This is a genomic window from Citrobacter sp. On2M (genome assembly GCF_018035235.1).
In the GTDB taxonomy this organism is placed as follows: Bacteria; Pseudomonadota; Gammaproteobacteria; order Enterobacterales; family Enterobacteriaceae; genus Citrobacter; species Citrobacter meridianamericanus.
The window spans coordinates 116038-142507 of the sequence record NZ_WPCV01000004.1 but is presented as its reverse complement, the minus strand read 5'-3'; the positions used below and the strand labels follow the sequence as shown (position 1 = coordinate 142507).

The 26470-nt window shown below is 52.8% G+C and carries 24 protein-coding genes and 7 tRNA genes; 28 read left to right on the top strand and 3 right to left on the bottom strand.

Annotated features, from left to right (window positions below; all coding sequences use genetic code 11):
• The first annotated feature begins 14 nt into the window (after positions 1–14).
• The 7 genes from On2M_RS11015 (at position 15) to On2M_RS10985 (ending at position 720) form a co-directional block, all read left to right on the top strand.
• A tRNA-Met gene (locus On2M_RS11015) sits at positions 15–91 on the top strand.
• 8 nt (positions 92–99) lie between these two features.
• Positions 100–184: transfer RNA gene (locus tag On2M_RS11010), tRNA-Leu, on the top strand.
• Between the two features lie 23 nt (positions 185–207).
• A tRNA-Gln gene (locus On2M_RS11005) sits at positions 208–282 on the top strand.
• Between the two features lie 37 nt (positions 283–319).
• Positions 320–394: transfer RNA gene (locus tag On2M_RS11000), tRNA-Gln, on the top strand.
• Between the two features lie 20 nt (positions 395–414).
• Positions 415–491: transfer RNA gene (locus On2M_RS10995), tRNA-Met, on the top strand.
• A 43-nt stretch (positions 492–534) separates the two neighbouring features.
• Positions 535–609, top strand: a tRNA-Gln gene (locus On2M_RS10990).
• A 36-nt stretch (positions 610–645) separates the two neighbouring features.
• Positions 646–720, top strand: a tRNA-Gln gene (locus On2M_RS10985).
• A 111-nt stretch (positions 721–831) separates the two neighbouring features.
• On the opposite strand, the gene ubiF is transcribed toward On2M_RS10985, so the two are convergent.
• Positions 832–2007 carry a 3-demethoxyubiquinol 3-hydroxylase gene (gene ubiF / locus On2M_RS10980; protein ID WP_210904820.1) on the bottom strand — a complete coding sequence of 392 codons (1176 nt, stop codon included), beginning with the start codon at positions 2005–2007 and terminating at the stop codon, positions 832–834.
• A 145-nt stretch (positions 2008–2152) separates the two neighbouring features.
• On the opposite strand from ubiF, the gene miaB reads away from it, so the two are divergent.
• The 10 genes from miaB (at position 2153) to rihA (ending at position 12454) form a co-directional block, all read left to right on the top strand.
• Entirely contained in the window at positions 2153–3583 is a 1431-nt protein-coding gene (miaB, locus tag On2M_RS10975; RefSeq protein ID WP_003022779.1) for a tRNA (N6-isopentenyl adenosine(37)-C2)-methylthiotransferase MiaB, read from the top strand.
• A gap of 206 nt (positions 3584–3789) precedes the next feature.
• Positions 3790–4836 (top strand): PhoH family protein, encoded by a 1047-nt coding sequence (locus tag On2M_RS10970; protein ID WP_003022776.1) that lies wholly within the window; start codon positions 3790–3792, stop codon positions 4834–4836.
• On the top strand, positions 4833–5300 hold the full coding sequence (ybeY, locus tag On2M_RS10965) for an rRNA maturation RNase YbeY (RefSeq protein WP_151218763.1): 468 nt from the start codon (positions 4833–4835) through the stop codon (positions 5298–5300). Before On2M_RS10970 ends, ybeY begins: the two co-directional genes overlap by 4 nt.
• A gap of 96 nt (positions 5301–5396) precedes the next feature.
• Positions 5397–6275 (top strand): CNNM family magnesium/cobalt transport protein CorC, encoded by an 879-nt coding sequence (corC, locus tag On2M_RS10960; protein WP_048212288.1) that lies wholly within the window; start codon positions 5397–5399, stop codon positions 6273–6275.
• Between the two features lie 24 nt (positions 6276–6299).
• Positions 6300–7838, top strand: coding sequence for an apolipoprotein N-acyltransferase (lnt, locus tag On2M_RS10955; protein ID WP_210904819.1), 1539 nt, complete (start codon positions 6300–6302; stop codon positions 7836–7838).
• Between the two features lie 356 nt (positions 7839–8194).
• Positions 8195–9103, top strand: a complete 909-nt coding sequence (gene gltI, locus On2M_RS10950) for a glutamate/aspartate ABC transporter substrate-binding protein GltI (RefSeq protein ID WP_016152242.1) — start codon at positions 8195–8197, stop codon at positions 9101–9103.
• 159 nt (positions 9104–9262) lie between these two features.
• Entirely contained in the window at positions 9263–10003 is a 741-nt protein-coding gene (gltJ, locus tag On2M_RS10945; protein WP_187252813.1) for a glutamate/aspartate ABC transporter permease GltJ, read from the top strand.
• Positions 10003–10677 carry a glutamate/aspartate ABC transporter permease GltK gene (gltK, locus tag On2M_RS10940; RefSeq protein WP_003022757.1) on the top strand — a complete coding sequence of 225 codons (675 nt, stop codon included), beginning with the start codon at positions 10003–10005 and terminating at the stop codon, positions 10675–10677. The genes gltJ and gltK overlap by 1 nt, the downstream gene beginning before the upstream one ends.
• Positions 10677–11402: a glutamate/aspartate ABC transporter ATP-binding protein GltL gene (gene gltL, locus On2M_RS10935; protein WP_151218761.1), complete on the top strand. Its 726-nt coding sequence runs from the start codon at positions 10677–10679 to the stop codon at positions 11400–11402. The genes gltK and gltL overlap by 1 nt, the downstream gene beginning before the upstream one ends.
• 116 nt (positions 11403–11518) lie before the next feature.
• Positions 11519–12454 (top strand): pyrimidine-specific ribonucleoside hydrolase RihA, encoded by a 936-nt coding sequence (gene rihA, locus On2M_RS10930; RefSeq protein ID WP_151218760.1) that lies wholly within the window; start codon positions 11519–11521, stop codon positions 12452–12454.
• 65 nt (positions 12455–12519) lie between these two features.
• Here rihA and On2M_RS10925 read toward each other — a convergent pair whose 3' ends face one another.
• Complete coding sequence (locus On2M_RS10925) at positions 12520–13002, bottom strand: zinc ribbon-containing protein (protein WP_003022748.1); 483 nt, start codon at positions 13000–13002, stop codon at positions 12520–12522.
• Between the two features lie 235 nt (positions 13003–13237).
• Between On2M_RS10925 and leuS the strand changes: the two genes are divergently transcribed.
• From leuS to nadD, 4 genes are read left to right on the top strand one after another with little or no spacing between them, the layout of a single operon-like run.
• Complete coding sequence (gene leuS, locus On2M_RS10920) at positions 13238–15820, top strand: leucine--tRNA ligase (protein ID WP_187252815.1); 2583 nt, start codon at positions 13238–13240, stop codon at positions 15818–15820.
• 14 nt (positions 15821–15834) lie between these two features.
• A complete protein-coding gene (lptE, locus tag On2M_RS10915; RefSeq protein WP_151218759.1) occupies positions 15835–16428 on the top strand; it encodes an LPS assembly lipoprotein LptE in 594 nt (197 codons plus the stop codon).
• Entirely contained in the window at positions 16428–17459 is a 1032-nt protein-coding gene (holA, locus tag On2M_RS10910; RefSeq protein ID WP_187252816.1) for a DNA polymerase III subunit delta, read from the top strand. Before lptE ends, holA begins: the two co-directional genes overlap by 1 nt.
• Position 17460: 1 nt before the next feature.
• Positions 17461–18102: a nicotinate-nucleotide adenylyltransferase gene (gene nadD, locus On2M_RS10905; protein ID WP_151218757.1), complete on the top strand. Its 642-nt coding sequence runs from the start codon at positions 17461–17463 to the stop codon at positions 18100–18102.
• Here nadD and cobD read toward each other — a convergent pair.
• The gene (gene cobD / locus On2M_RS10900) at positions 18077–19171 is read right to left on the bottom strand and encodes a threonine-phosphate decarboxylase CobD (protein WP_210904818.1); all 1095 of its coding nucleotides are present in this window, start codon (positions 19169–19171) and stop codon (positions 18077–18079) included. The genes nadD and cobD overlap by 26 nt on opposite strands.
• A 96-nt stretch (positions 19172–19267) precedes the next feature.
• On the opposite strand from cobD, the gene On2M_RS10895 reads away from it, so the two are divergent.
• From On2M_RS10895 to dacA, 7 genes are all read left to right on the top strand, one after another.
• Positions 19268–19879, top strand: a complete 612-nt coding sequence (locus On2M_RS10895; protein ID WP_151218755.1) for an adenosylcobalamin/alpha-ribazole phosphatase — start codon at positions 19268–19270, stop codon at positions 19877–19879.
• A gap of 255 nt (positions 19880–20134) precedes the next feature.
• Entirely contained in the window at positions 20135–20452 is a 318-nt protein-coding gene (gene rsfS / locus On2M_RS10890; protein WP_210904817.1) for a ribosome silencing factor, read from the top strand.
• Positions 20453–20455: 3 nt separating this feature from the next.
• A complete protein-coding gene (gene rlmH, locus On2M_RS10885) occupies positions 20456–20923 on the top strand; it encodes a 23S rRNA (pseudouridine(1915)-N(3))-methyltransferase RlmH (RefSeq protein WP_003022725.1) in 468 nt (155 codons plus the stop codon).
• Between the two features lie 30 nt (positions 20924–20953).
• A complete protein-coding gene (gene mrdA, locus On2M_RS10880; protein WP_187252818.1) occupies positions 20954–22855 on the top strand; it encodes a peptidoglycan DD-transpeptidase MrdA in 1902 nt (633 codons plus the stop codon).
• Positions 22856–22857: 2 nt separating this feature from the next.
• A complete protein-coding gene (mrdB, locus tag On2M_RS10875; RefSeq protein ID WP_006685529.1) occupies positions 22858–23970 on the top strand; it encodes a peptidoglycan glycosyltransferase MrdB in 1113 nt (370 codons plus the stop codon).
• 10 nt (positions 23971–23980) lie between these two features.
• Positions 23981–25090 (top strand): endolytic peptidoglycan transglycosylase RlpA, encoded by a 1110-nt coding sequence (gene rlpA / locus On2M_RS10870; RefSeq protein ID WP_210904816.1) that lies wholly within the window; start codon positions 23981–23983, stop codon positions 25088–25090.
• A gap of 142 nt (positions 25091–25232) precedes the next feature.
• Entirely contained in the window at positions 25233–26444 is a 1212-nt protein-coding gene (gene dacA, locus On2M_RS10865; protein ID WP_003022711.1) for a D-alanyl-D-alanine carboxypeptidase DacA, read from the top strand.
• Positions 26445–26470 lie beyond the last annotated feature (26 nt).

The window sequence follows — 26470 nt, the reverse complement described above, 5'->3', positions numbered from 1 at the left end:
CGCGAAAAAAAGATGGCTACGTAGCTCAGCTGGTTAGAGCACATCACTCATAATGATGGGGTCACAGGTTCGAATCCCGTCGTAGCCACCATCTTTTTTGCGGGAGTGGCGAAATTGGTAGACGCACCAGATTTAGGTTCTGGCGCCGCAAGGTGTGCGAGTTCAAGTCTCGCCTCCCGCACCATTCACCCGTAAGCGTTGCACGGATGGGGTATCGCCAAGCGGTAAGGCACCGGTTTTTGATACCGGCATTCCCTGGTTCGAATCCAGGTACCCCAGCCATTTTTTCTTCGATATAGCGGTTCACCGCAACGGTCTTTGGGGTATCGCCAAGCGGTAAGGCACCGGTTTTTGATACCGGCATTCCCTGGTTCGAATCCAGGTACCCCAGCCATCGAAGATTAAGTAGTATATGGCTACGTAGCTCAGCTGGTTAGAGCACATCACTCATAATGATGGGGTCACAGGTTCGAATCCCGTCGTAGCCACCATATTAAAGGCCTGTCGACTCGCTCGATAAAGTCAAAAAATTGTTGGGGTATCGCCAAGCGGTAAGGCACCGGATTCTGATTCCGGCATTCCGAGGTTCGAATCCTCGTACCCCAGCCAATTTTAACAAGTCGTCCATTTTGTGGATGCGCCCGTTGGGGTATCGCCAAGCGGTAAGGCTCTGGTTTCTGATACCAGCATTCCGAGGTTCGAATCCTCGTACCCCAGCCATATAAAAAAAGCTCGCTTCGGCGAGCTTTTTGCTTTTCTGCATTCCTGGATTGATTGTCTGATGGCACTCCGCTTATCAGGCCTACAACGTTTGCTATAGGCCTGTCTGAATTATAATCCTAACGCATACTTCAGCGCCTGACGCTTCAGCACACCTGCGCGCTCTGCAGCCATTAGCCCGAGATTACGCATGATACGCAGCGGCTGCAGGTTGTTGCTAAAACCGGCGTAAAACAGATCCATGCCGCTTTGCATAATGAAATTGTCAGTCATACGACGATTCTGATAGCGTTTCAGCACCGGTTGGCTGGCCCAGGTCTCGCCGTAGCTACGCGCATTCACCAGCACGTCAATCAGCGCATCCACATCACGGAATCCCAGATTAACGCCCTGCCCTGCCAGCGGATGAATGGTATGCGCAGCGTCACCCACCAGCGCCAGGCCCGGCTGCACATATTGCAGTGCGTGGCGACGCGTAAGCGGAAATGCTCCCGCCGCCACAGGCGTCACGTTGCCCAGTCGAGACGGGAAATGTTTGGCGATCTCCGTCTGCAGCTGGGGCATGTTCAGGCCTTGCAACTGGCGGATGCGCGCCGGTGAGTCGTACCACACCAGCGAGGCCCAGTTATCGAACAGCGGTAAAAACGCGCGCGGACCGTCAGGCGTAAATTGCTGCCAGGTACTGTCTCCCGGCGAATTCTCGCATTGTACGGTTATCAACATACAGGACTGCGCATACTGCCAGGCATGAATGCCAATCCCGGCCATTTTACGCACCTGAGAATTGGCCCCATCCGCACCGATGACCAGCTTCGCGCTGATTTTTTCACCGTCTGCCAGCTCAAGTTCATGCCGATCGTGATGTTGATGCAAAGAGAGAAGCGATGCAGGCACGCGCAGCGTAACTTTGGGGTGAACTTCCAGCGCCTGCCAGAGTGCCTGTTGCAGAACCGTGTTTTCGACCATATAGCCGAGCAAAGGTAACTTAAGTTCGGCGGCATCAAACATTACATGGGCATTTTCCCATTCCCACGTTTCCAGACGACGGTAAGGATGACTGCGCATCCCCTGAATCGTATCCCAGATACCCAGCCCTTTCAGCAACGACACGGACGCGGAGCTAATGGCCGAAATTCTGACATCAGGCTGTCCGTCAGTCACAAATGGCGCAGGAGCAGCATGTTCAATAACCGTTACCGTAAATCCATGCTGCGCCAGTCCCAGCGCCAGCGCACCGCCGACCATCCCCCCGCCGACAATGGCAATTTCCGTTGGTTGATTTGTCATGGTCAATTATCCTGTTACATGTATTGCTTAAGTTTACAGGATTTTTTACCCCTTGAGGCTGACATCCGTCATACTGGTCACAACCGCGCCAAAGCAGTACACTATGCGCCCTGCATTTCAGCCACAATTTCGCAAGAGCAAGTCGATGACCAAAAAACTCCATATTAAAACCTGGGGCTGTCAGATGAACGAATACGATTCATCGAAGATGGCCGATCTGCTGGATGCCACCCATGGCTATCAACTGACCGACGTGGCCGAAGAAGCAGATGTGCTACTGCTGAATACCTGCTCTATCCGTGAGAAGGCTCAGGAAAAAGTCTTCCATCAGTTAGGTCGCTGGAAGCTGTTAAAAGAGAAGAATCCCAAGCTCATTATCGGCGTCGGTGGTTGTGTTGCGTCTCAGGAAGGCGACCATATTCGCCAGCGCGCCCACTATGTCGATATTATTTTTGGGCCGCAAACCCTGCACCGTCTGCCGGAAATGATCAACAAAGTGCGTGGAAGCACGACTCGTAGCCCAGTGGTTGATATCAGTTTCCCGGAGATCGAAAAGTTCGATCGCCTGCCGGAACCGCGTGCTGAAGGTCCAAGCGCGTTTGTGTCCATCATGGAAGGTTGTAATAAATATTGTACTTATTGCGTGGTGCCCTACACCCGCGGTGAGGAAGTCAGCCGTCCGGCGGATGATATCCTGTTTGAAATCGCCCAGCTGGCAGCGCAAGGCGTGCGTGAAGTGAACCTGCTGGGGCAAAACGTCAACGCCTGGCGCGGTGAGAACTACGACGGCACGATCGGATCTTTTGCCGATCTGCTGCGTCTGGTCGCGGCGATCGACGGCATTGACCGTATCCGCTTCACCACCAGCCATCCGATCGAATTTACCGACGATATCGTGGAAGTTTATCGCGATACGCCGGAACTGGTCAGCTTCCTGCACCTGCCGGTACAGAGCGGTTCAGATCGCGTGCTGAATCTGATGGGGCGCACCCATACCGCACTGGAATATAAAGCGATCATCCGCAAACTGCGCGCAGCACGTCCGGATATCCAGATTAGCTCCGATTTCATCGTTGGCTTCCCGGGTGAAACTACGCAGGATTTCGAGCAGACCATGAAGCTGATTGCTGACGTCAATTTTGATATGAGCTACAGCTTTATCTTCTCTGCACGTCCAGGCACACCTGCCGCCGATATGGTTGATGACGTACCAGAAGAAGAGAAAAAACAACGTTTATACATTCTGCAGGAACGTATTAACCAGCAAGCTATGGCCTGGAGCCGTCGTATGGTCGGCACGACCCAGCGCATTCTGGTTGAAGGCACATCGCGTAAGAGCATCATGGAACTGTCAGGGCGTACCGAAAATAACCGCGTGGTGAACTTTGAAGGTACTCCGGATATGGTCGGTAAGTTTGTGGATGTTGAAATTACCGATGTCTGGACGAACTCCCTGCGCGGCAAAGTGGTACGTACTGAAGACGAAATGGGCCTGCGCATCGCAGAATCCCCTGAGTCGGTTATTGCGCGTACCCGCAAAGAAAACGATCTGGGCGTCGGTATTTATCAGCCTTAATCCTGCTGAAAAACGCAAACAATGCCCGATGGCACCACGCCTATCGGGCCTAAACTTCCTGGCTCGCTGCTCCGGCGAGCCTTGTAATTTGCCCTGGCATCCCCATATTTATTGCAATGCTTGCGCCTTTCCCCCATGGCGTGAATAATTTCCTTAGGTGCCGGTAAATGTTCAACGTCCGGCAAGACATGCATAAGAGGAACAGTTTGAACATAGACACTCGCGAAATCACCCTTGAACCCGCAGACAATGCCCGCCTGTTGAGCCTTTGCGGCCCATTTGATGACAACATCAAACAGCTGGAGCGTCGCCTCGGCATCGAAATTAACCGCCGTGATAACCATTTTAAACTGACAGGTCGCCCAATTTGCGTTACCGCAGCGGCAGATATTTTACGCAGCCTGTACGTCGATACCGCCCCCATGCGCGGTCAGACGCAGGACATTGAGCCTGAACAAATTCATCTGGCAATCAAAGAAGCGCGTGTGCTTGAGCAAAGCGCAGACAGCGTGCCGGAATTTGGCAAAGCGGTGAATATCAAAACCAAGCGCGGAGTCATTAAACCGCGTACGCCGAACCAGGCGCAGTACATTGCGAATATCCTCGACCACGACATCACCTTCGGCGTTGGCCCTGCGGGTACGGGTAAAACGTATCTTGCGGTTGCTGCCGCGGTCGATGCGCTTGAGCGTCAGGAGATCCGTCGTATTCTGCTGACCCGTCCAGCAGTGGAAGCAGGTGAAAAACTCGGTTTCCTGCCTGGCGACCTGAGCCAGAAAGTCGATCCCTATTTACGACCGCTGTATGACGCGCTGTTCGAAATGCTCGGTTTTGAGAAGGTTGAAAAGCTGATTGAGCGTAACGTCATTGAAGTTGCGCCGCTGGCCTATATGCGCGGACGTACACTCAACGATGCGTTCATCATTCTTGATGAGAGCCAGAACACCACCATCGAACAGATGAAAATGTTCCTGACCCGTATCGGCTTTAACTCCAAAGCGGTTATCACCGGCGATATCACCCAAATTGACCTGCCGCGTAGCACCAAATCCGGTCTGCGTCATGCCATTGAAGTGCTGGCTGAGGTCGACGAGATTAGTTTTAATTTCTTCCATAGCGAAGACGTGGTTCGCCATCCGGTGGTGGCCCGTATCGTCACGGCGTATGAAGCCTGGGAAGAAGCAGAACAGAAACGCAAAGCCGAGCAGGCTGCAGAACGCAAGCGCGAAGCTCAGGAGCAGGAACAAAAATGAGTCAGGTTATTCTCGATTTACAGCTGGCATGTGAAGACGAATCCGGTTTACCCACAGAAAGTCAGTTTCAGGGGTGGCTCGATGCGGTGATCCCGCAGTTTCAGGAAGAGTCTGAAGTAACTATTCGTCTGGTCGATGACGCGGAAAGCCATGAGCTAAACCTGACCTATCGCGGGAAAGATAAATCAACCAACGTGCTCTCTTTCCCGTTTGAAGCTCCGCCGGGCATTGAGATGCCGCTGCTGGGTGATTTGATCATCTGCCGTCAGGTCGTCGAGAAGGAAGCGCAGGAACAAGGTAAGCCGCTTGAAGCCCACTGGGCGCACATGGTGGTGCACGGAAGCCTGCATTTACTCGGCTACGATCATATCGAAGACGGTGAAGCGGAGGAAATGGAATCCCTCGAAACTGAGATTATGCTTGCTCTGGGCTATGAGGATCCGTACATTGCCGAGAAGGAATAAGCCGTCGGGCATCAGCCCGGGTTTCCCATAAAGCCATGCGCTGAGTTTACGCGCATTGAGCGACCTATTAACTAACATGAGAACCCATACGACGCCATGAGCGACGACAATTCACACAGTAGTGACACCTTAAACAGCAAAAAGGGATTTTTTTCCCTGTTACTGAGCCAACTTTTCCACGGTGAACCCAAAAACCGCGACGAACTGTTGGAGCTGATCCGTGATTCCGGGCAAAACGACCTTATCGATGAAGATACGCGCGATATGCTCGAAGGGGTGATGGATATTGCGGACCAACGCGTGCGCGACATCATGATCCCCCGCTCTCAGATGATTACCCTGAAACGCAACCAGACCCTGGATGAATGTCTCGATGTCATTATCGAGTCTGCCCACTCGCGTTTCCCGGTGATCAGCGAAGATAAAGATCACATTGAAGGGATTCTGATGGCCAAAGATCTGCTGCCGTTTATGCGCAGCGATGCCGAAGCCTTCAGCATGGAGAAAGTGTTACGCCAGGCGGTTGTCGTACCTGAAAGCAAGCGGGTTGACCGCATGCTGAAAGAGTTTCGCTCCCAGCGTTATCATATGGCTATCGTCATCGACGAATTTGGCGGTGTCTCAGGTCTGGTGACCATTGAAGACATCCTTGAACTGATCGTCGGTGAAATTGAAGATGAGTACGACGAAGAAGACGATATTGACTTCCGTCAGCTCAGTCGCCACACCTGGACTATCCGCGCTTTGGCGTCTATTGAAGACTTCAACGACGCTTTTGGGACCCACTTTAGCGACGAAGAAGTCGATACTATTGGCGGGCTGGTTATGCAGGCCTTTGGTCATCTGCCCGCACGTGGGGAAACTATCGACATTGATGGTTACCAGTTTAAAGTGGCAATGGCCGACAGCCGTCGTATTATTCAGGTTCATGTCAGAATTCCGGACGACTCACCCCAGCCCAAACTGGACGAATAAACCCGAAACTGGATCTAAGACTACATGGCATTTGCCCCATTAATCGAACGCCAGCGCATTCGCCTGCTGCTGGCGTTATTATTCGGTGCCTGCGGGACGCTGGCTTTCTCTCCGTATGATATCTGGCCCGCCGCGATCGTTTCGCTGATGGGCCTGCAGGCTCTTACCTTCAACCGTCGCCCGCTCCAGTCTGCCGCTATCGGCTACTTCTGGGGACTAGGGCTGTTTGGCTCAGGTATTAACTGGGTTTACGTCAGCATCGCGCAGTTTGGTGGTATGCCGGGCCCGGTTAATGTTTTCCTCGTGGTTCTGCTTGCCGCATACCTTTCCCTTTATACCGGTCTGTTTGCCGGCGTTTTAGCGCGCTTGTGGCCGAAAACCACCTGGCTACGCGTGGCGATTGCCGCGCCGGTAGTCTGGCAAATCACTGAATTCCTGCGCGGCTGGGTATTGACCGGCTTCCCATGGCTGCAATTCGGCTACAGCCAGATCGACGGTCCGTTAAAAGGGCTGGCGCCGGTGATGGGCGTTGAGGCGATTAACTTCCTGCTGATGATGGTCAGCGGCCTGCTGGCGCTGGCGCTGGTGACGCGTAACTGGAAGCCGCTGATTGCCGCGCTGGTGCTCTTTGCCCTGCCCTTTCCGTTGCGCTATATCCAGTGGTACACGCTTGAGCCGGAAAAAACCACTCAGGTATCGATGGTGCAGGGTGACATTCCGCAGTCACTCAAATGGGATGAAGGTCAGTTACTCAACACCCTGAAGATTTATCTCGACGCCACCCAGCCCGAGATGGGCAAATCACAGCTCATCATCTGGCCAGAATCTGCTATTCCGGATCTGGAAATTAACCAGCAGCGCTTTCTGAGCATGATGGATAACTTGCTGAAATCGAAAAACAGCACGCTAATTACCGGGATCGTAGATGCACGTCTGAACAAGCAGAATCGTTACGATACCTACAACACTATCATCACGCTGGGTAAAGACAGTCCGTACAGCTACGATTCCAACAATCGCTACAACAAAAACCATCTGGTGCCGTTTGGCGAGTTTGTCCCGCTGGAATCGATCCTGCGTCCGTTAGCGCCGTTCTTTGACCTGCCTATGTCTTCGTTTAGCCGTGGGTCTTATGTACAACCGCAGCTGCATGCGCACGGCTTTAAGCTGACGGCAGCCATCTGCTACGAAATCATTCTTGGCGAACAGGTTCGGGATAACTTCCGTCCGGATACGGACTACTTGTTAACTATCTCCAACGATGCCTGGTTTGGTAAGTCTATTGGACCGTGGCAGCACTTCCAGATGGCGCGGATGCGTTCCCTGGAGCTGGCGCGCCCTCTGCTGCGTAGCACCAATAACGGTATTACGGCGGTGATTGGTCCTCAGGGTGAGATTCAGGCGATGATCCCGCAGTTTACCCGTCAGGTTCTGACCACCAGCGTGACGCCAACGACGGGCCTGACCCCTTATGCCCGTACCGGTAACTGGCCGCTCTGGCTGCTGACCGCACTGTTTGGCTTTGGTGCGGTGGTAATGAGCCTGCGTCAACGTCGTAAGTAACCCTTCTTCCCCTGGCCGGATAACACCTCGCTTATCCGGCCCACACACATTCCCGCATCCCATTCTGGCACGCCTATTGCTTTGTTCTACAAGGCAAACGTAGTTTTGGCTGAATGTGCAACCTGGTCGCACCAAAGTTGAGCATAGGTAGCACCTGGAAAGTGCAACAGGATATTTTTGCCCCCAAATGGTGCGGCGCACTTCGCAAAAATAAACAATAAAACATCAAATTCTTTACATTCATCCAAACTAAATGTTAACAAACACATACAAGACTGCACTTTTTAGTAGCAAACAATAACAACATCACAATGGGTATCAATGCGTCCCTGGCGCAGACGATAAAGGAGTTGGATATGCAATTACGTAAGCTCGCCACTGCCATGCTGGTCATGGGAATGTCCGCCGGTCTGGCGCACGCAGAAGACGCAGCACCAGCGGCAGGCAGCACGCTGGACAAAATCGCCAAAAACGGTGTGATCGTGGTTGGTCACCGTGAATCCTCGGTGCCGTTTTCTTACTACGATAACCAGCAAAAAGTGGTTGGTTATTCACAGGATTACTCCAACGCGATCGTTGAAGCGGTGAAGAAAAAGCTGAACAAGCCCGATCTGCAGGTGAAACTGATCCCGATTACATCACAGAACCGTATCCCACTGCTGCAAAACGGCACTTTCGACTTTGAATGTGGTTCCACCACTAACAACGTTGAGCGCCAAAAACAAGCAGCTTTCTCTGACACTATTTTCGTTGTCGGTACCCGTCTGCTGGCGAAAAAAGGCGGCGACGTCAAAGATTTTGCGGACCTGAAAGGTAAGGCCGTGGTCGTGACTTCGGGTACGACCTCAGAAGTACTGCTGCACAAACTGAACGAAGAACAAAAAATGGATATGCGCATCATCAGCGCGAAAGACCACGGTGACTCTTTCCGTACTCTGGAAAGCGGTCGCGCCGTTGCCTTTATGATGGATGATGCACTGCTGGCTGGCGAACGCGCAAAGGCGAAGAAACCAGACAACTGGGAGATCGTCGGCAAACCGCAGTCTCAGGAAGCCTACGGCTGCATGCTGCGCAAAGATGATCCGCAGTTCAAAAAGCTGATGGACGACACTATCGCCAAGGCTCAGACCTCAGGCGAAGCTGAGAAATGGTTTGATAAGTGGTTTAAAAATCCAATTCCACCCAAGAACCTGAACATGAATTTCGAACTGTCAGACGAGATGAAAGCCCTGTTCAAAGAACCGAATGATAAAGCGCTTAACTAACTAAAATAAATGGGAGGCTTCCCCTCCCTCTCGATTGCTATTCGGTACGGACAGACTATAAGCCTGATGGTCGTTCCCCATCAGGCCTGAAAACCGCAAAACGCCGAATAACAATCTTCGAGGGTAGCGCTGCTACCCTTTTTTTTCTGGAGTAGATTTATGTCTATAAACTGGAACTGGGGTATTTTTTTACAACAGGCCCCGTTCGGCAACACCACCTATCTCGGCTGGCTCTGGAGTGGTTTCCAGGTCACAGTCGCGTTATCTATCACCGCCTGGATTATCGCTTTCCTCATAGGCTCTTTATTCGGCATATTACGTACCGTACCAAACCGTTTCCTTTCCGGGATCGGCACGCTGTACGTTGAGTTGTTTCGTAACGTTCCACTCATCGTCCAGTTCTTTACCTGGTATCTGGTCATTCCTGAACTGCTGCCGGAAAACATTGGCATGTGGTTCAAGTCAGAACTGGATCCCAACATTCAGTTCTTCCTCTCATCCATGCTTTGTCTTGGGCTGTTTACCGCCGCGCGCGTCTGTGAGCAAGTTCGTGCAGCGATTCAGTCCCTGCCTCGCGGGCAGAAAAACGCCGCGCTGGCGATGGGTCTAACGCTGCCGCAAGCCTATCGCTATGTCCTGCTGCCAAACGCTTACCGCGTGATTGTTCCGCCAATGACCTCAGAGATGATGAATCTGGTGAAGAACTCCGCGATCGCCTCCACTATCGGTCTGGTGGATATGGCTGCGCAGGCGGGAAAACTGCTGGATTACTCCGCTCACGCGTGGGAATCGTTTACCGCCATCACGCTGGCCTACGTATTGATTAACGCCGTCATCATGCTGGTAATGAATCTCGTCGAACGCAAAATCCGCCTGCCTGGCAATTTGGGAGGCAAATAATGTACGAATTTGACTGGAGTTCTATCGTCCCTTCCCTGCCGTATCTGCTGGACGGGCTGATCATCACGTTGAAAATCACCGTTACAGCGGTCGTCATTGGTATCGTCTGGGGGACCATCCTTGCCGTCATGCGTCTGTCCAGCTTCGCGCCAATTGCCTGGTTTGCGAAAGGCTACGTCAACGTATTTCGCTCCATTCCGCTGGTAATGGTACTGCTGTGGTTCTACCTGATTGTGCCCGGCTTCCTGCAAAACGTGTTGGGCCTGTCGCCAAAAACCGATATTCGCCTGATCTCGGCGATGGTCGCGTTTTCGATGTTTGAAGCCGCGTACTATTCCGAGATTATCCGTGCCGGTATCCAGAGTATTTCTCGTGGGCAGTCGAGTGCCGCGCTGGCGCTGGGAATGACCCACTGGCAGTCGATGAAGCTGATCATTCTGCCACAGGCATTCCGCGCAATGGTACCGCTACTGCTTACTCAGGGCATCGTACTGTTCCAGGATACCTCGTTGGTGTATGTATTGAGTCTGGCAGACTTCTTCCGTACCGCCTCCACCATTGGCGAGCGTGACGGCACGCAGGTTGAAATGATCCTGTTTGCTGGCGCCGTTTATTTTGTATTCAGTCTGAGCGCATCGTTGTTGGTCAGCTATTTGAAGAAAAGGACAGTTTAATGATTACCCTGAAAAATGTTTCTAAATGGTATGGTCACTTTCAGGTGCTGACCGACTGCTCCACGGAAGTGAAAAAAGGTGAAGTAGTGGTGGTCTGCGGCCCGTCAGGTTCAGGTAAATCAACGCTTATCAAAACGGTGAACGGACTGGAGCCGGTACAAAAGGGCGTCATCACCGTTGACGGCACCGTGGTAAATGATAAAAAAACCGATCTGGCCAAACTGCGCTCACGCGTTGGCATGGTGTTCCAGCACTTTGAACTGTTCCCGCATCTGTCGATCATTGAGAACCTGACTCTGGCGCAGGTAAAAGTGCTTAAGCGCGATAAAAAGCCTGCTCGTGACAAAGCGCAAAAGTTACTGGAACGCGTTGGTCTGTCAGCGCACGCCGATAAGTTTCCGGCTCAGCTCTCCGGGGGCCAACAACAGCGTGTCGCCATTGCCAGGGCGCTGTGTATGGATCCTATCGCCATGCTGTTTGACGAACCGACATCAGCGCTTGATCCTGAAATGATCAACGAAGTGCTGGACGTCATGGTTGAACTGGCCAATGAAGGGATGACCATGATGGTAGTCACCCACGAAATGGGCTTTGCGCGTAAAGTGGCGAACCGGGTGATCTTCATGGATGAAGGGAAGATTGTTGAAGACTCGCCGAAAGAAGAGTTCTTCGCCAATCCGAAATCAGACCGAGCCAAAGACTTCCTCGCAAAAATCCTGCACTAATCTTGCTGGCGCGCACCGCCATGTGCGCGCCATCTCACGATTTACCTCTTCACTTCTCGAAACAGATACAGCCCAGCGTTAACCTTGTCACAGAGTCCCACTTACAAGGAGCAACAATGGCACTTCCTATCCTGTTTGATTGCGATCCAGGTCATGACGACGCTATCGCAATTGTTCTCGCCCTCGCCTCACCAGAGCTGGACGTTAAAGCCATAACCTCTTCTGCCGGGAATCAGACGCCCGACAAAACGCTGCGTAACGTATTGCGCATGCTAACGCTGCTCAATCGTAGTGATATTCCCGTCGCCGGTGGCGCTGTGAAACCGCTGATGCGCGATCTGATTATTGCCGATAACGTCCACGGCGAGAGTGGGTTAGATGGCCCGGCGCTCCCGGAACCAACCTTTGCGCCGCAGCCATGCACAGCTGTGGAACTGATGGCGAAAACACTGCGTGAAAGCCCGGAACCGGTGACCATCGTCTCCACCGGGCCGCAAACAAACGTGGCATTGCTGCTGAATAGCCATCCAGAACTGCACGCCAACATCGCCCGTATCGTGATAATGGGTGGGGCAATGGGTCTCGGAAACTGGACGCCCGCCGCCGAGTTCAATATTTTTGTGGATCCTGAAGCTGCTGAAATTGTATTCCAGTCAGGCATTCCGGTGGTGATGGCTGGTCTGGACGTGACACATAAAGCGCAAATTCATCGCGAAGATACCGAGCGGTTCCGCGCTATCGGCAATCCTGTTTCAACGATCGTTGCTGAACTACTCGACTTCTTCTTCGAATACCACAAAGACGAAAAATGGGGATTCATTGGCGCGCCGCTGCACGACCCCTGCACCATTGCTTGGCTGCTGAAACCTGAGCTGTTTACTACCGTTGAGCGTTGGGTTGGTGTGGAAACCCAGGGCAAATACACGCAGGGCATGACCGTGGTGGATTACTACTTCCTGAGTGGCAATAAGCCAAACACCACCGTGATGGTGGACGTGGATCGCGAAGGGTTTGTCGATCTGCTAGCGGAGCGTTTAAGGTACTACGCATAAAAACTGCAGGCCTGATGGTGGCGCATGTTATCAGGCCTGCAATTGACGATTAGCACGCCTAATTATCACGGCTCAAACGGTCGCCGCTGGAACTGATCGTGACCGCATTTCGGACACAGCGGCAGCACATCCGGCGTGTAAACCGCTAAATGGAAATGGCACTTCTCGCAGACCAGATTTCCCAGTCCCACTACCTCGCCACTGTGATAAACCCCATGATGGCTAAGATCCTGAAATACCTCACGCCATTCAAGCTGCGTTTTGTCGGTGATATCGGCCAGCTCTTGCCAGATACTCTCCTTGATAACCCGCATAAAGACGCTGTCGGTCTCCTCATCAAGGCTCTCTTCATAGCTCAGAGCAAACTCTTCCAGGTCGCGTCTGACGGCCCGGGTGAGTTCTTCCACCTCGGTTCGCGTTAACTCCCCGGTCTGCATAACTCTCTGCCGCGCCTGCTCCACCAATGCATCAATATCGCGTTCGCCGTTGCGCAGACGTTCGCTCAGTGAAGCCACCAGTTCACGGTAATATTGAGCAACCTTGTTCATCGCTTCGCCTCCTGGGTCGTTAACTGTCTATAATAATAGACGTTATTTACACAACGCTTTGCAAGGCTGCCCACAGAGTGTGTAAATTTGTGCAAGAATTATCCTTGCAGGAATTCAACGCTGAATGCGCGAAAGGCTGTTTTGACGCGGGCGTTTGGGCTATGCTATGCGGATCTGAAACACCACATCTAGAGCTACGTTTGTAGCTGTATTGAAAACAGGACCACTGGCTGCCATGCAAGAGCAATACCGCCCGGAAGAGATAGAATCCAAAGTACAGCTTCACTGGGATGAGAAGCGCACATTTGAAGTTACCGAAGACGAGAGCAAAGAGAAGTATTACTGCCTGTCTATGCTTCCCTATCCTTCTGGTCGACTACACATGGGCCACGTACGTAACTACACCATCGGTGATGTGATCGCCCGCTATCAGCGTATGCTGGGTAAAAACGTCCTACAGCCCATTGGCTGGGATGCCTTCGGCCTTCCTGCGGAAGGCGCGGCGGTTAAAAATAACACCGCCCCAGCACCGTGGACGTACGACAACATCGCTTATATGAAAAACCAGCTCAAAATGCTGGGTTTTGGTTACGACTGGAGCCGTGAGCTGGCAACCTGTACCCCGGAATACTACCGTTGGGAACAGAAATTCTTCACCGAGCTGTACAAAAAAGGCCTGGTGTACAAGAAAACGTCTGCGGTCAACTGGTGCCCGAACGACCAGACCGTACTGGCGAACGAACAGGTTATTGACGGCTGCTGCTGGCGTTGCGATACCAAAGTAGAGCGTAAAGAGATCCCGCAGTGGTTTATCAAAATCACCGCTTACGCTGACGAACTGCTGCGTGACCTGGATAACCTGGATCACTGGCCTGACACCGTGAAAACGATGCAGCGCAACTGGATTGGCCGTTCTGAAGGCGTGGAAATCACCTTTGATGTGAACGGTTACGACAACACGCTGACCGTTTACACTACCCGCCCGGACACCTTTATGGGTGCGACCTACCTGGCCGTTGCCGCAGGTCATCCGCTGGCGCAGAAAGCCGCTGCAAATAACCCTGAACTGGCTGCCTTCATTGACGAATGCCGTAATACCAAGGTTGCTGAAGCCGAAATGGCGACCATGGAGAAAAAAGGCGTCGACACTGGCTTTAAAGCCGTTCATCCGCTGACTGGCGAAGAAATCCCGGTTTGGGCGGCAAACTTCGTCCTGATGGAATACGGCACAGGCGCCGTCATGGCCGTTCCGGGTCACGATCAGCGCGACTACGAATTTGCCACCAAATACAGCCTGACCATCAAGCCGGTAATTCTGACTTCTGAAGGCGCAGAGCCGGATCTGTCTGAACAGGCGCTGACCGACAAAGGCGTGCTGTTTAACTCCGGTGAGTTTGACGGTCTCGACTTCGACGCTGCCTTCAACGCCATTGCTGACAAACTGGTCGATAAAGGCGTGGGTAAGCGTAAAGTTAACTACCGCCTGCGTGACTGGGGGGTTTCCCGTCAGCGTTACTGGGGGGCGCCAATCCCGATGGTGACGCTGGAAGATGGCACCGTGCTGCCGACGCCAGAAGATCAACTGCCGGTTATTCTGCCGGAAGACGTGGTCATGGACGGTATTACCAGCCCGATCAAAGCCGACCCGGAGTGGGCAAAAACCACCGTTAATGGTATGCCTGCGCTACGTGAAACCGACACCTTCGATACCTTTATGGAGTCATCATGGTACTACGCGCGCTACACCTGTCCGCAGTATCAGGAAGGCATGTTGGATTCCAAAGCCGCCAACTACTGGCTGCCGGTTGATATCTACATTGGCGGTATTGAACACGCCATCATGCACCTGCTCTACTTCCGCTTCTTCCATAAACTGATGCGCGATGCGGGCATGGTCAACTCTGACGAACCGGCTAAACAACTGCTGTGTCAGGGGATGGTGCTGGCCGATGCGTTCTACTACGTGGGCGCAAACGGCGAACGCAACTGGGTTTCTCCGGTTGATGCCATCGTTGAACGCGACGAAAAAGGTCGTATCGTTAAGGCTAAGGACGCAGAAGGCCATGAACTGGTGTATACCGGCATGAGCAAAATGTCCAAGTCGAAAAACAACGGTATCGACCCGCAGGTTATGGTTGAACGCTATGGTGCCGACACCGTACGTCTGTTCATGATGTTCGCCTCTCCGGCTGACATGACCCTGGAATGGCAGGAATCCGGCGTTGAAGGGGCGAACCGCTTCCTGAAGCGTGTCTGGAAACTGGTTTACGAACACACTTCACAGGGTGATGCACCGGCGCTTAACGTTGCAGCACTGACAGAAGATCAAAAAGCGCTGCGTCGCGACGTGCACAAAACCATTGCTAAAGTTACCGATGATATCGGTCGTCGTCAGACCTTTAACACCGCAATTGCGGCGATTATGGAGCTGATGAACAAGCTGGCGAAAGCACCGCAGGAAGACGAGCAGGACAGAGCTCTGATGCAGGAAGCATTGCTTGCCGTTGTACGCATGCTCAACCCGTTCACTCCACACGTTTGCTTCACCCTGTGGCAAGCGCTGAAAGGTGAAGGCGATATCGACAACGCGCCGTGGCCGGTAGCTGACGACGCCGCAATGGTTGAAGACTCAACGCTGGTTGTGGTTCAGGTAAACGGCAAAGTACGTGGCAAAATCACCGTTCCGGTAAACGCCACTGAAGAGCAGGTTCGTGAACGTGCGGGCCAGGAGCCTCTGGTGGCAAAATATCTTGATGGCGTTACCGTACGTAAAGTGATTTATGTACCGGGTAAACTCCTCAATCTGGTCGTTGGCTAAGCGCGGGAGGAAGCGTGCGATTTCTGACAACATTGTTGTTATCTCTGGCGGTGCTGGTCACCGCCGGGTGTGGCTGGCATCTGCGTAGCACTACGCAGGTTCCACCCTCAATGAAAACCATGATCCTGAACTCTGGCGATCCGAACGGCCCGTTAAGCCGTGCAGTCCGTAACCAGCTGCGTCTGAACGGTGTGACGCTGCTTGAAGACGGTACAATGCGTAAAGACGTAACATCCTTACGTCTTGGCGCGGTCAGCATTTCACAGGATACGGCGTCGGTATTCCAGAACGGTCAAACGGCTGAATACCAGATGGTGTTGTCCGTAAGTGCTACTGTGCTGATTCCTGGTCATGATATATACCCAATCAGCGCCAAAGTTTATCGTTCGTTCTTTGACAACCCGCAGGCTGCACTGGCGAAAGATAACGAGCAGGACATGATCATCAAAGAGATGTATGACAAAGCGGCTGAACAGTTGATTCGTAAGCTGCCAAGCGTACATCTGGCCGATACTCAGTCATCCAATGCTGATGCTGAACCGGCGGTAAATAAAGCCGCGACGCCGGCGTCATCTCCGGCGCGTGTTTCCACCACGCTGGGTAACTGATGCTCAAGTTGTACCCTGAACAACTCCGCGCACAGCTCAATGAAGGGCTGCGCGCGGCGTATTTACTCTTAGGTAACGATCCCCTTTTATTGCAGGAAAGTCAGGACGCCATCCGTCAGGCTGCCGCAACGCAAGGATTCGAAGAACATCACGCTTTCACTCTGGACAACAGCACCGACTGGGGAGAGATTTTTTCGCTCTGCCAGGCGATGAGCCTGTTTGCCAGCCGCCAAACGCTACTTCTGCAACTGCCTGAAAATGGGCCTAACGCTGCCATTAACGAACAACTCGCTTCGCTCGTCACGCTGTTACATGACGATCTGCTGCTGATTGTTCGCGGCAACAAACTCACCAAAGCGCAGGAGAACGCCGCGTGGTGTACCGGACTGGCGAATAACGCGGTTCAGGTAAGCTGTCAGACGCCAGAGCAGTCGCAGCTCCCGCGTTGGGTCGCCGCGAGGGCAAAACTTAACAACCTGCAACTGGATGACGCAGCCAATCAGCTATTGTGCTATTGCTATGAAGGCAACCTGTTAGCACTGGCGCAAGCGCTGGAACGGTTAGCATTGCTTTGGCCTGACGGCAAACTAACGCTACCTCGCGTGGAGAAAGCCGTTAACGATGCCGCGCACTTTACCCCGTTCCACTGGGTGGATGCGCTGCTGATGGGCAAAAGCAAACGCGCGCTGCACATTCTGCAACAGCTACGTCTGGAAGGCAGTGAGCCGGTTATTTTGCTGCGTACGATACAGCGTGAATTGCTGTTGCTGGTCAACCTAAAACGGCAGTCGGCGAATACCCCCTTGCGCACGTTGTTTGATAAACACCGGGTGTGGCAAAATCGCCGGGGCATGATGGGTGATGCACTAAACCGGCTGAACCCGGCACAGCTACGTCAGGCAGTAACGCTGTTAACGCGTACAGAAATTACGCTTAAACAAGACTATGGTCAGTCAGTGTGGGCTGAACTTGAGGGACTTTCCCTTTTGCTCTGCCATAAATCACTGGCCGATGTTTTTATTGATGGTTGATATGAAATCATTGCAGGCTCTGTTCGGCGGCACCTTTGATCCGGTGCATTATGGTCATCTTAAACCGGTTGAAATTCTGGCGAATCTGATTGGCCTTTCCCGGGTCATCATCATGCCCAATAACGTCCCACCACATCGCGCACAGCCTGAAGCATCCAGTGAGCAACGTAAGCGCATGGTTGAACTGGCCATTGCTGATAAACCGCTGTTCTCCCTGGATGAACGCGAACTGAAACGCGATACCGCCTCCTACACCGCGCAAACGCTAAAAGAGTGGCGCGAAGAGCAAGGCCCGAACGTGCCGTTAGCGTTTATCATTGGTCAGGATTCGCTGCTGACCTTCCCTTCCTGGCACGACTACCACACGATTCTGGGCAATACCCATCTCATCGTGTGCCGACGTCCGGGTTATCCGCTCGAAATGGTGCAGGAAAAGCACCAGCAATGGCTGGAGGATCATCTGACTCATTCTCCGGATGACCTGCACAACCTGCCTTGCGGGAAAATTTACCTGGCCGAAACGCCGTGGTTCAACATCTCCGCCACGCTCATTCGCGAGCGCCTGGAAAAAGGCGAGCCGTGCGACGACCTGATGCCAGGCGCAGTGCTTGACTATATCAATCAGCAGGGGTTGTACCGCTAAGCGTGTTGTTTAATGCCGCCAGCAGGCGGTCATTTTCTTCCTGACTGCGAACAGCAACCCGATAATAACGCGCGTCCAACCCAGGGTAATTGGCACAACTGCGAATCAAGACATGCTGTTCCAGCAACGTCCGTTGCAAATCAATATCCGCGCGATCGCAGCGTAATAAACGATAATTTGCCTGGCCGGGATACACCGTCAGGCCAGGCAGGTTTTGTAGCTGTTGCTCAAACCGCGCTCCCTCTTGTTCCAGCCATTTCCACGTCGCCTGCTGATAAGCGCTGTCGCATAAAATAATCTCGCCGGCCAGAGCAGCAAACGCATTAATTGACCATGGCATTTGTCGGCTGCGCATTTGTGCAACGGCCTGCTCGTTACTGTTGACCAGATATCCCAGACGCAGCCCCGGTATCGCATAAAACTTGGTGAGAGAGCGTAGCACCCAAATATGCGGGTTCTCATGCAGCAGCGGAATAAACCCCGGTTCCCCGGCTATAAAATCGATGAACGCTTCATCCAGGATAAGATTGATCCCAAGCCATTTACAACGTGCGGCAATCTCACGTAGCAGGCGGTTATCCGGTAGTAACCCGGTGGGGTTGTTGGGCGTGCAGAGAAACAGGCAGTCCAGCTCTGAGGTTAACGCATCGATGATCGCATCGGTAAGCTGCCAGCCATCGTCTTCGCGCAGCGCAAATTCATGGATCGTACAGTCTCCCCATTGCAGCGCCCGACGATATTCCGCAAACCCGGGGGTCACGATCATCGCATGACGTGGCTTCAGGCCATCTACCAGGGTAAAAATAGACTCGGTCTCACCGTTTCCCGCAAGGATCCACGAGGCCGGAATCTGATGATGCTCCGCCAGCGCTGCATGCAGCTGCGCGTAATCGACATCCGGGTAACGCTCCGCGCAGTCCATATTGTCGATAATTGCGCGTTTTAAACCTGCTGGCATACCCAGTGGATTAATATTCACGCTAAAATCCAGCAATTGCTCAGGCGAGATGCCCAACAGTTCGGCGGCTTCTCGGGTATTACCGCCATGCGCGCTCTTGAATAAAGACATCGTGCCGCTCCACATAAAAAAGGGTATTTTAGTGAAAAATCTCTGTGTAATCAGGGCAAACATCATATTTTGCGCGAATAGCCTTACGAGGGAAACATGAGACTCTGGTTAGTGCGTCATGGCGAAACAGAAGCCAATGTCGCGGGTTTATATAGCGGACACGCCCCCACACCGCTAACAGAAAGGGGAATAGCTCAGGCGCAAACGCTGAGTACACTATTACGCAATGTCCCTGTCGATAACGTTCTGTGCAGCGAGCTGGAGCGCGCCCGCCATACAACGCAGTTGATCTTAGGCGATCGCGAGATTCCCGTGCGTAATATGCCTGAGCTCAATGAGATGTTTTTTGGCGACTGGGAAATGCGCCACCATCGCGATCTGGCGCACGAAGATGCCGAAAATTACGCCGTGTGGTGTAACGACTGGCAGAATGCGACGCCCACCAATGGCGAAGGTTTTCAGGTGTTTTCCCAGCGAGTGGAACGCTTTATTACCCAACTTACTGAATATAAAGCGAGCCAAAACCTGCTGGTAGTCAGTCATCAGGGCGTGTTGAGTGTGTTGATAGCCCGCCTGCTTTCCATGCCAGCCGCAGCAATGTGGCATTTCCGCGTCGAACAAGGCTGCTGGAGCGCCATTGATTTTTGTGACGATTTTGCGGTTCTGAAAGTACTCAATAGCCGGGCCGTATGGCGTGAAGGCGAGTGAAAGCGCTGTTTTTTCTGTTGAAGGGCCTCTCTCCCATTGACACCCCATGACAGGCTGTTATTCTCCGCAACCTGACTTTCCCTGCCCTTCAGAGCTTTGCAAAAATTGTTTTACAAAAATGGCGATGCATTCTGTGGCGTGGGGTGGGATGATAGCGCACTTCACAAGCGCTTTCGGAGACATTTGTCCCGATATCGCCTCTGGTTCAGGTATACTAACAGACGTTTTTAACTCTTTTTCACCCAGGGGGAACACTTGCAGGGTAAAGCACTCCAGGATTTTGTAATCGACAAAATTGATGACCTGAAGGGTCAAGACATCATCGCCTTAGACGTTCAGGGCAAATCCAGCATTACTGATTGCATGATTATCTGCACCGGTACTTCCAGCCGTCACGTTATGTCTATTGCAGACCACGTTGTTCAGGAGTCCCGCTCTGCTGGCCTGATGCCGCTCGGCGTAGAAGGCGAGAATGCCGCTGACTGGATCGTCGTTGACCTCGGCGATGTGATTGTCCACGTAATGCAGGAAGAGAGTCGTCGCCTGTATGAACTGGAAAAACTCTGGAGTTAATGCGTGAAGCTGCAACTTGTCGCTGTCGGTACGAAAATGCCTGACTGGGTGCAAACCGGATTTACCGAGTATCTGCGTCGGTTTCCGAAAGATATGCCCTTTGAGCTGATCGAAATCCCGGCAGGAAAACGCGGCAAGAACGCGGACATTAAACGCATTCTCGACAAAGAGGGTGAGCAGATGCTGGCCGCCGCAGGCAAAAACCGCATCGTCACCCTTGATATCCCGGGAAAACCCTGGGATACGCCGCAACTGGCGACCGAACTGGAGCGCTGGAAACTGGACGGTCGTGATGTCAGCCTGCTGATTGGCGGGCCGGAAGGCCTCTCACCGGCCTGTAAAGCGGCAGCGGAACAAAGCTGGTCACTCTCTGCGTTAACCCTCCCTCACCCTCTTGTTCGGGTTCTGGTCGCGGAGAGTCTGTACAGGGCGTGGAGCATTACCACCAACCATCCTTATCACCGTGAGTGATCATTGATTCTTGAGTAGATTAAGCAGCGGATGAAACTACAGAATTCTTTTCGCGACTATTCGGCTGAGTCCGCGCTGTTTGTGCGCCGGGCGCTGGTCGCTTTTTTGGGGATTTTGCTGCTCACCGGCGTGCTAATCGCCAACCTTTATAATCTGCAAATCGTTCGCTTTACTGATTACCAGACTCGCTCGAACGAGAACCGCATCAAACTGGTGCCTATCGCCCCCAGCCGCGGCATCATTTATGACCGCAACGGAATTCCGCTCGCCCTTAACCGCACCATCTATCAAATAGAAATGATGCCGGAAAAGGTCGACAACATTCAGGATACGCTCGACGCGCTACGTAGCGTCGTCGATCTAACGGACGACGACATTGCCGCCTTTAAAAAAGAGCGCGCCCGTTCACATCGCTTCACCTCTATCCCGGTAAAAACCAACCTGACTGAAGTTCAGGTAGCACGGTTTGCCGTTAATCAGTATCGTTTTCCGGGCGTCGAAGTTAAAGGCTATAAACGCCGCTATTACCCATACGGCTCAGCACTGACTCACGTGATCGGCTACGTATCGAAGATCAACGATAAAGACGTGGATCGCCTGGACAAAGACGGCAAGCTGGCCAACTACGCGGCGACGCACGACATCGGCAAGCTGGGTATTGAACGTTATTACGAGGACGTGCTTCACGGTCAGACCGGCTATGAAGAGGTTGAAGTGAACAACCGTGGCCGCGTCATTCGCCAGCTTAAAGAAGTGGCGCCGCAGGCCGGGCATGATATCTATCTTACCCTTGATTTGAAACTTCAGCAGTACATTGAAACGTTGCTGGCAGGCAGTCGCGCTGCCGTGGTGGTTACCGACCCACGTACCGGTGGTGTACTGGCGCTAGTGTCCATGCCAAGCTATGACCCGAACCTGTTTGTGGATGGCATCTCCAGCAAAGATTACTCCGCGTTGCTCAATGACCCGAACACACCATTGGTTAACCGCGCCACGCAGGGCGTTTACCCTCCAGCGTCAACGGTTAAACCTTACGTTGCGGTTTCTGCGTTAAGTGCAGGCGTTATCACCCGTAATACCAGCCTGTTCGATCCGGGCTGGTGGCAGCTACCTGGCTCTGAGAAACGTTACCGAGACTGGAAAAAATGGGGGCATGGTCATCTGAACATCACCCGCTCTCTGGAAGAGTCCGCGGATACGTTTTTCTATCAAATCGCCTATGATATGGGGATTGACCGACTTTCAGAGTGGATGAGTAAATTTGGCTACGGCAAATATACCGGCATCGATCTTGCTGAAGAACGCTCCGGTAATATGCCAACCCGCGAGTGGAAGCAAAAACGGTTTAAAAAGCCATGGTACCAGGGTGATACCATTCCGGTCGGCATCGGTCAGGGTTACTGGACAGCAACCCCAATCCAGATGAGTAAAGCGCTGATGATCCTTATCAACGACGGTTTGATAAAAGTCCCACATCTGTTGATGAGCACGGCAGAAAACGGCAAACAGGTACCGTGGGTACAGCCACAAGAACCGCCCGTTGGCGATATTCATTCTGGTTACTGGGAAATCGCGAAAGATGGTATGTACGGCGTAGCGAACCGCCCGAACGGGACTGCACACAAGTATTTTGCTGGCGCACCTTACAAAATTGCGGCGAAATCCGGTACCGCACAGGTCTTTGGCCTGAAAGCGAATGAAACCTATAACGCGCATAAGATCGCCGAGCGTTTACGTGACCACAAGCTGATGACGGCCTTCGCACCCTATGATAAACCCCAGGTCGCTGTCGCCATGATCCTTGAAAACGGCGGAGCAGGTCCGGCGGTAGGCACCATTATGCGCCAAATCCTTGACCACATTATGTTGGGCGACAACAACACCAATCTGCCAGCAGAAAACCCCGCGGTTGCAGCAGCTGAGGACCAATAATCGTGACGGATAATCCGAACAAAAAAACATTTTGGGACAAAATTCACATCGATCCCACAATGTTGCTTATCTTACTGGCACTGCTGGTCTACAGTTCGTTAGTCATCTGGAGCGCCAGCGGCCAGGATATTGGCATGATGGAGCGCAAAGTCGGCCAGATCGCAATGGGTCTGGTCATCATGGTGGTAATGGCGCAAATTCCGCCCCGGGTTTATGAAGGCTGGGCGCCTTATCTCTATATCTTTTGCATTATTCTGTTAGTCGCGGTAGACGCCTTCGGCGCCATTTCCAAAGGCGCGCAGCGCTGGCTGGATTTGGGTATTGTGCGTTTTCAGCCCTCAGAAATCGCTAAAATTGCCGTCCCACTGATGGTCGCGCGCTTTATCAACCGTGACGTCTGTCCACCGTCGTTGAAGAATACCGCCATCGCGCTGGTATTGATTTTCATGCCGACGCTGCTGGTTGCTGCACAACCTGACCTCGGCACCTCTATTCTGGTTGCCCTTTCCGGTCTGTTTGTCCTGTTCCTTTCCGGCTTGAGCTGGCGCTTAATCGGTGTTGCGGTGGTTCTGGTTGCGGCGTTTATCCCGATACTGTGGTTCTTCCTGATGCATGATTACCAGCGTCAGCGCGTCATGATGTTGCTCGATCCGGAAACCGATCCGCTGGGCGCGGGTTATCACATCATTCAGTCAAAAATTGCTATTGGCTCCGGCGGGCTGCGCGGCAAGGGCTGGCTGCACGGCACGCAGTCGCAGCTTGAGTTTTTACCCGAGCGTCACACCGACTTTATCTTCGCGGTGTTAGCAGAAGAGCTGGGTTTGGTGGGCATTTTGATTCTGCTGACGCTGTACATTTTGCTGATTATGCGCGGGTTATGGATCGCTGCTCGCGCGCAAACCACCTTTGGCCGCGTCATGGCGGGTGGCTTAATGTTGATATTATTCGTTTATGTCTTCGTAAATATTGGTATGGTGAGCGGTATTCTGCCCGTGGTTGGCGTTCCACTCCCACTGGTCAGTTACGGAGGCTCAGCACTTATCGTGCTGATGGCCGGGTTCGGGATTGTTATGTCGATCCACACCCATAGAAAAATGTTGTCGAAAAGCGTGTAAGGGGTACGCAATGCGTAAGCAGTGGCTTGGTATCTGCATCGCAGCAGGAATGCTCGCGGCGTGTTCGAATGATGATGGTCAGCAACAGGTTGCTGTCGCCCCGCAGCCTGCGGTGTGTAATGGTCCGATTGTTGAAATCAGCGGGGCCGATCCGCGCTTTGAACCCCTGAACCCAACGGCGAATCAGGATTACCAACGAGATGGTAAGAGTTACAAAATAGTCCAGGATCCCTCTCGCTTTAGCCAGGCCGGGCTTGCCGCTATTTATGATGCGGAGCCAGGAAGCAACCTGACGGCCTCTGGTGAAACGTTCGACCCGATGCAGCTGACCGCTGCGCATCCGACGCTGCCCGTTCCAAGCTATGCCAGAATTACTAACCTGGCAAACGGCAGAATGATCGTCGTACGCATTAACGATCGCGGTCCTTATGGCAACGATCGTGTAATTTCACTTTCGCGTGCCGCCGCCGATCGTCTGAACACCTCCAACAATACCAAAGTGCGTATCGACCCGATCATCGTCGCCCAGGATGGTTCATTGTCCGGGCCGGGTATGGCCTGTACCACCGTCGCGAAACAAACGTATGCCCTGCCTTCGCGTCCTGATTTAAGCGGTGGCGGCAACATGGGAAGCATGCCTTCTCCATCGGATGCAGGTCAGCCGCAGGGCGATATTCGTCCGATCAGCAATTCCACGCTGAAAAGCGATGATCCAACCGGCGCGCCAGTAAACAGCGGTGGATTCCTCGGTGCGCCGACTACGCTCGCGGCAGGCGTGCTGGAAGGCAGCGAACCTACTCCTGCACCGCAACCGGCAACCACCACACCGGTAACACCAACCACACCGGCAACAACACCAGCAACCGTCGCAGCTCCTGCTCCGGCAGCAACGGCTAACGGACGTTACGTGGTTCAGGTTGGTGCGGTGAGCGATCAAGCTCGTGCGCAACAGTACCAAAAACGCTTAAGTCAGCAGTTTGGCGTCCCAGGGCGAGTGGTGCAAAACGGTGCAGTCTGGCGTATCCAGATGGGGCCTTTCGCCAGCAAAACTGAAGCCTCCACATTGCAGCAGCGTCTTCAATCCGAAGCGCAATTACAGTCCTTCATCACTGGCGTGTAATAACTTCAATCAGGCATCTGAATTGTCAATTTCTGTAAATGACATTAACAAAGTCACGCGGAAAGTCAGATGCCTGCCAGTTATGTATTTGCTATAGTAGGGCTCTTTTTTTAATTTCATCACGGACGTCGTAGTTCTGACCATGAAGACCACTTTTTCCGCTCGTTTCGTGCAGCGTATGGCGCTCACCGCGGCTCTCTGCGCAGCTTCTCTCTCTGCTGCCCATGCCGATGACCTGAATATTAAAACCATGATCCCGGGTGTTCCGCAGATCGATGCGGAGTCGTATATCCTGATTGATTACAATTCAGGTAAAGTTCTCGCAGAACAGAATGCGGACACTCGCCGTGACCCCGCCAGTCTGACCAAAATGATGACCAGCTACGTCATCGGCCAGGCAATGAAAGCCGGGAAATTTAAAGAAACCGATCTGGTCACCGTCGGCAATGACGCATGGGCTACAGGTAACCCGGTGTTTAAAGGTTCATCGCTGATGTTCCTCAAACCTGGTATGCAGGTTCCTGTTTCTCAGTTGATCCGTGGTATTAACCTGCAATCAGGGAACGATGCGTGCGTGGCGATGGCGGACTTCGCGGCCGGTAGCCAGGATGCTTTCGTTGGTCTGATGAACAGCTATGTGAACGCGCTGGGCCTGAAAAATACCCACTTCCAGACTGTTCATGGTCTCGATGCTGACGGTCAGTACAGCTCGGCCCGCGATATGGCAATGATTGGCCAGGCGCTGATTCGCGACGTGCCTAACGAATACTCTATCTATAAAGAAAAAGAGTTCACCTTTAACGGCATTCGTCAGTTAAACCGCAACGGCTTGCTGTGGGATAACAGCCTGAATGTCGACGGTATCAAAACCGGTCACACCGACAAAGCTGGCTATAACCTCGTTGCATCCGCAACCGAAGGCCAGATGCGTCTGATCTCCGCCGTTATGGGGGGGCGCACCTATAAAGGCCGTGAAACTGAAAGTAAAAAACTGCTGACCTGGGGCTTCCGTTTCTTCGAAACAGTGAATCCGCTGAAAGTGGGTAAAGAGTTTGCTTCAGAACCAGCCTGGTTTGGTAATACCGATCGTGCATCGTTAGGCGTCGATAAAGACGTGTACCTGACGATTCCGCGCGGCCGCATGAAAGATTTGAAAGCAAGCTATGTGCTGAACACTACGGAACTGCACGCACCGCTGCAGAAAAACCAGGTGGTCGGCACCATCAACTTCCAGTTGGATGGTAAAACCATTGAGCAGCGCCCGCTGGTAGTCCTGCAGGAAATCCCTGAAGGCAACTTCTTTGGGAAAATCATTGATTACATTAAATTAATGTTCCATCACTGGTTTGGCTAAAAATCGAACACTTGAAAGTGTGATTT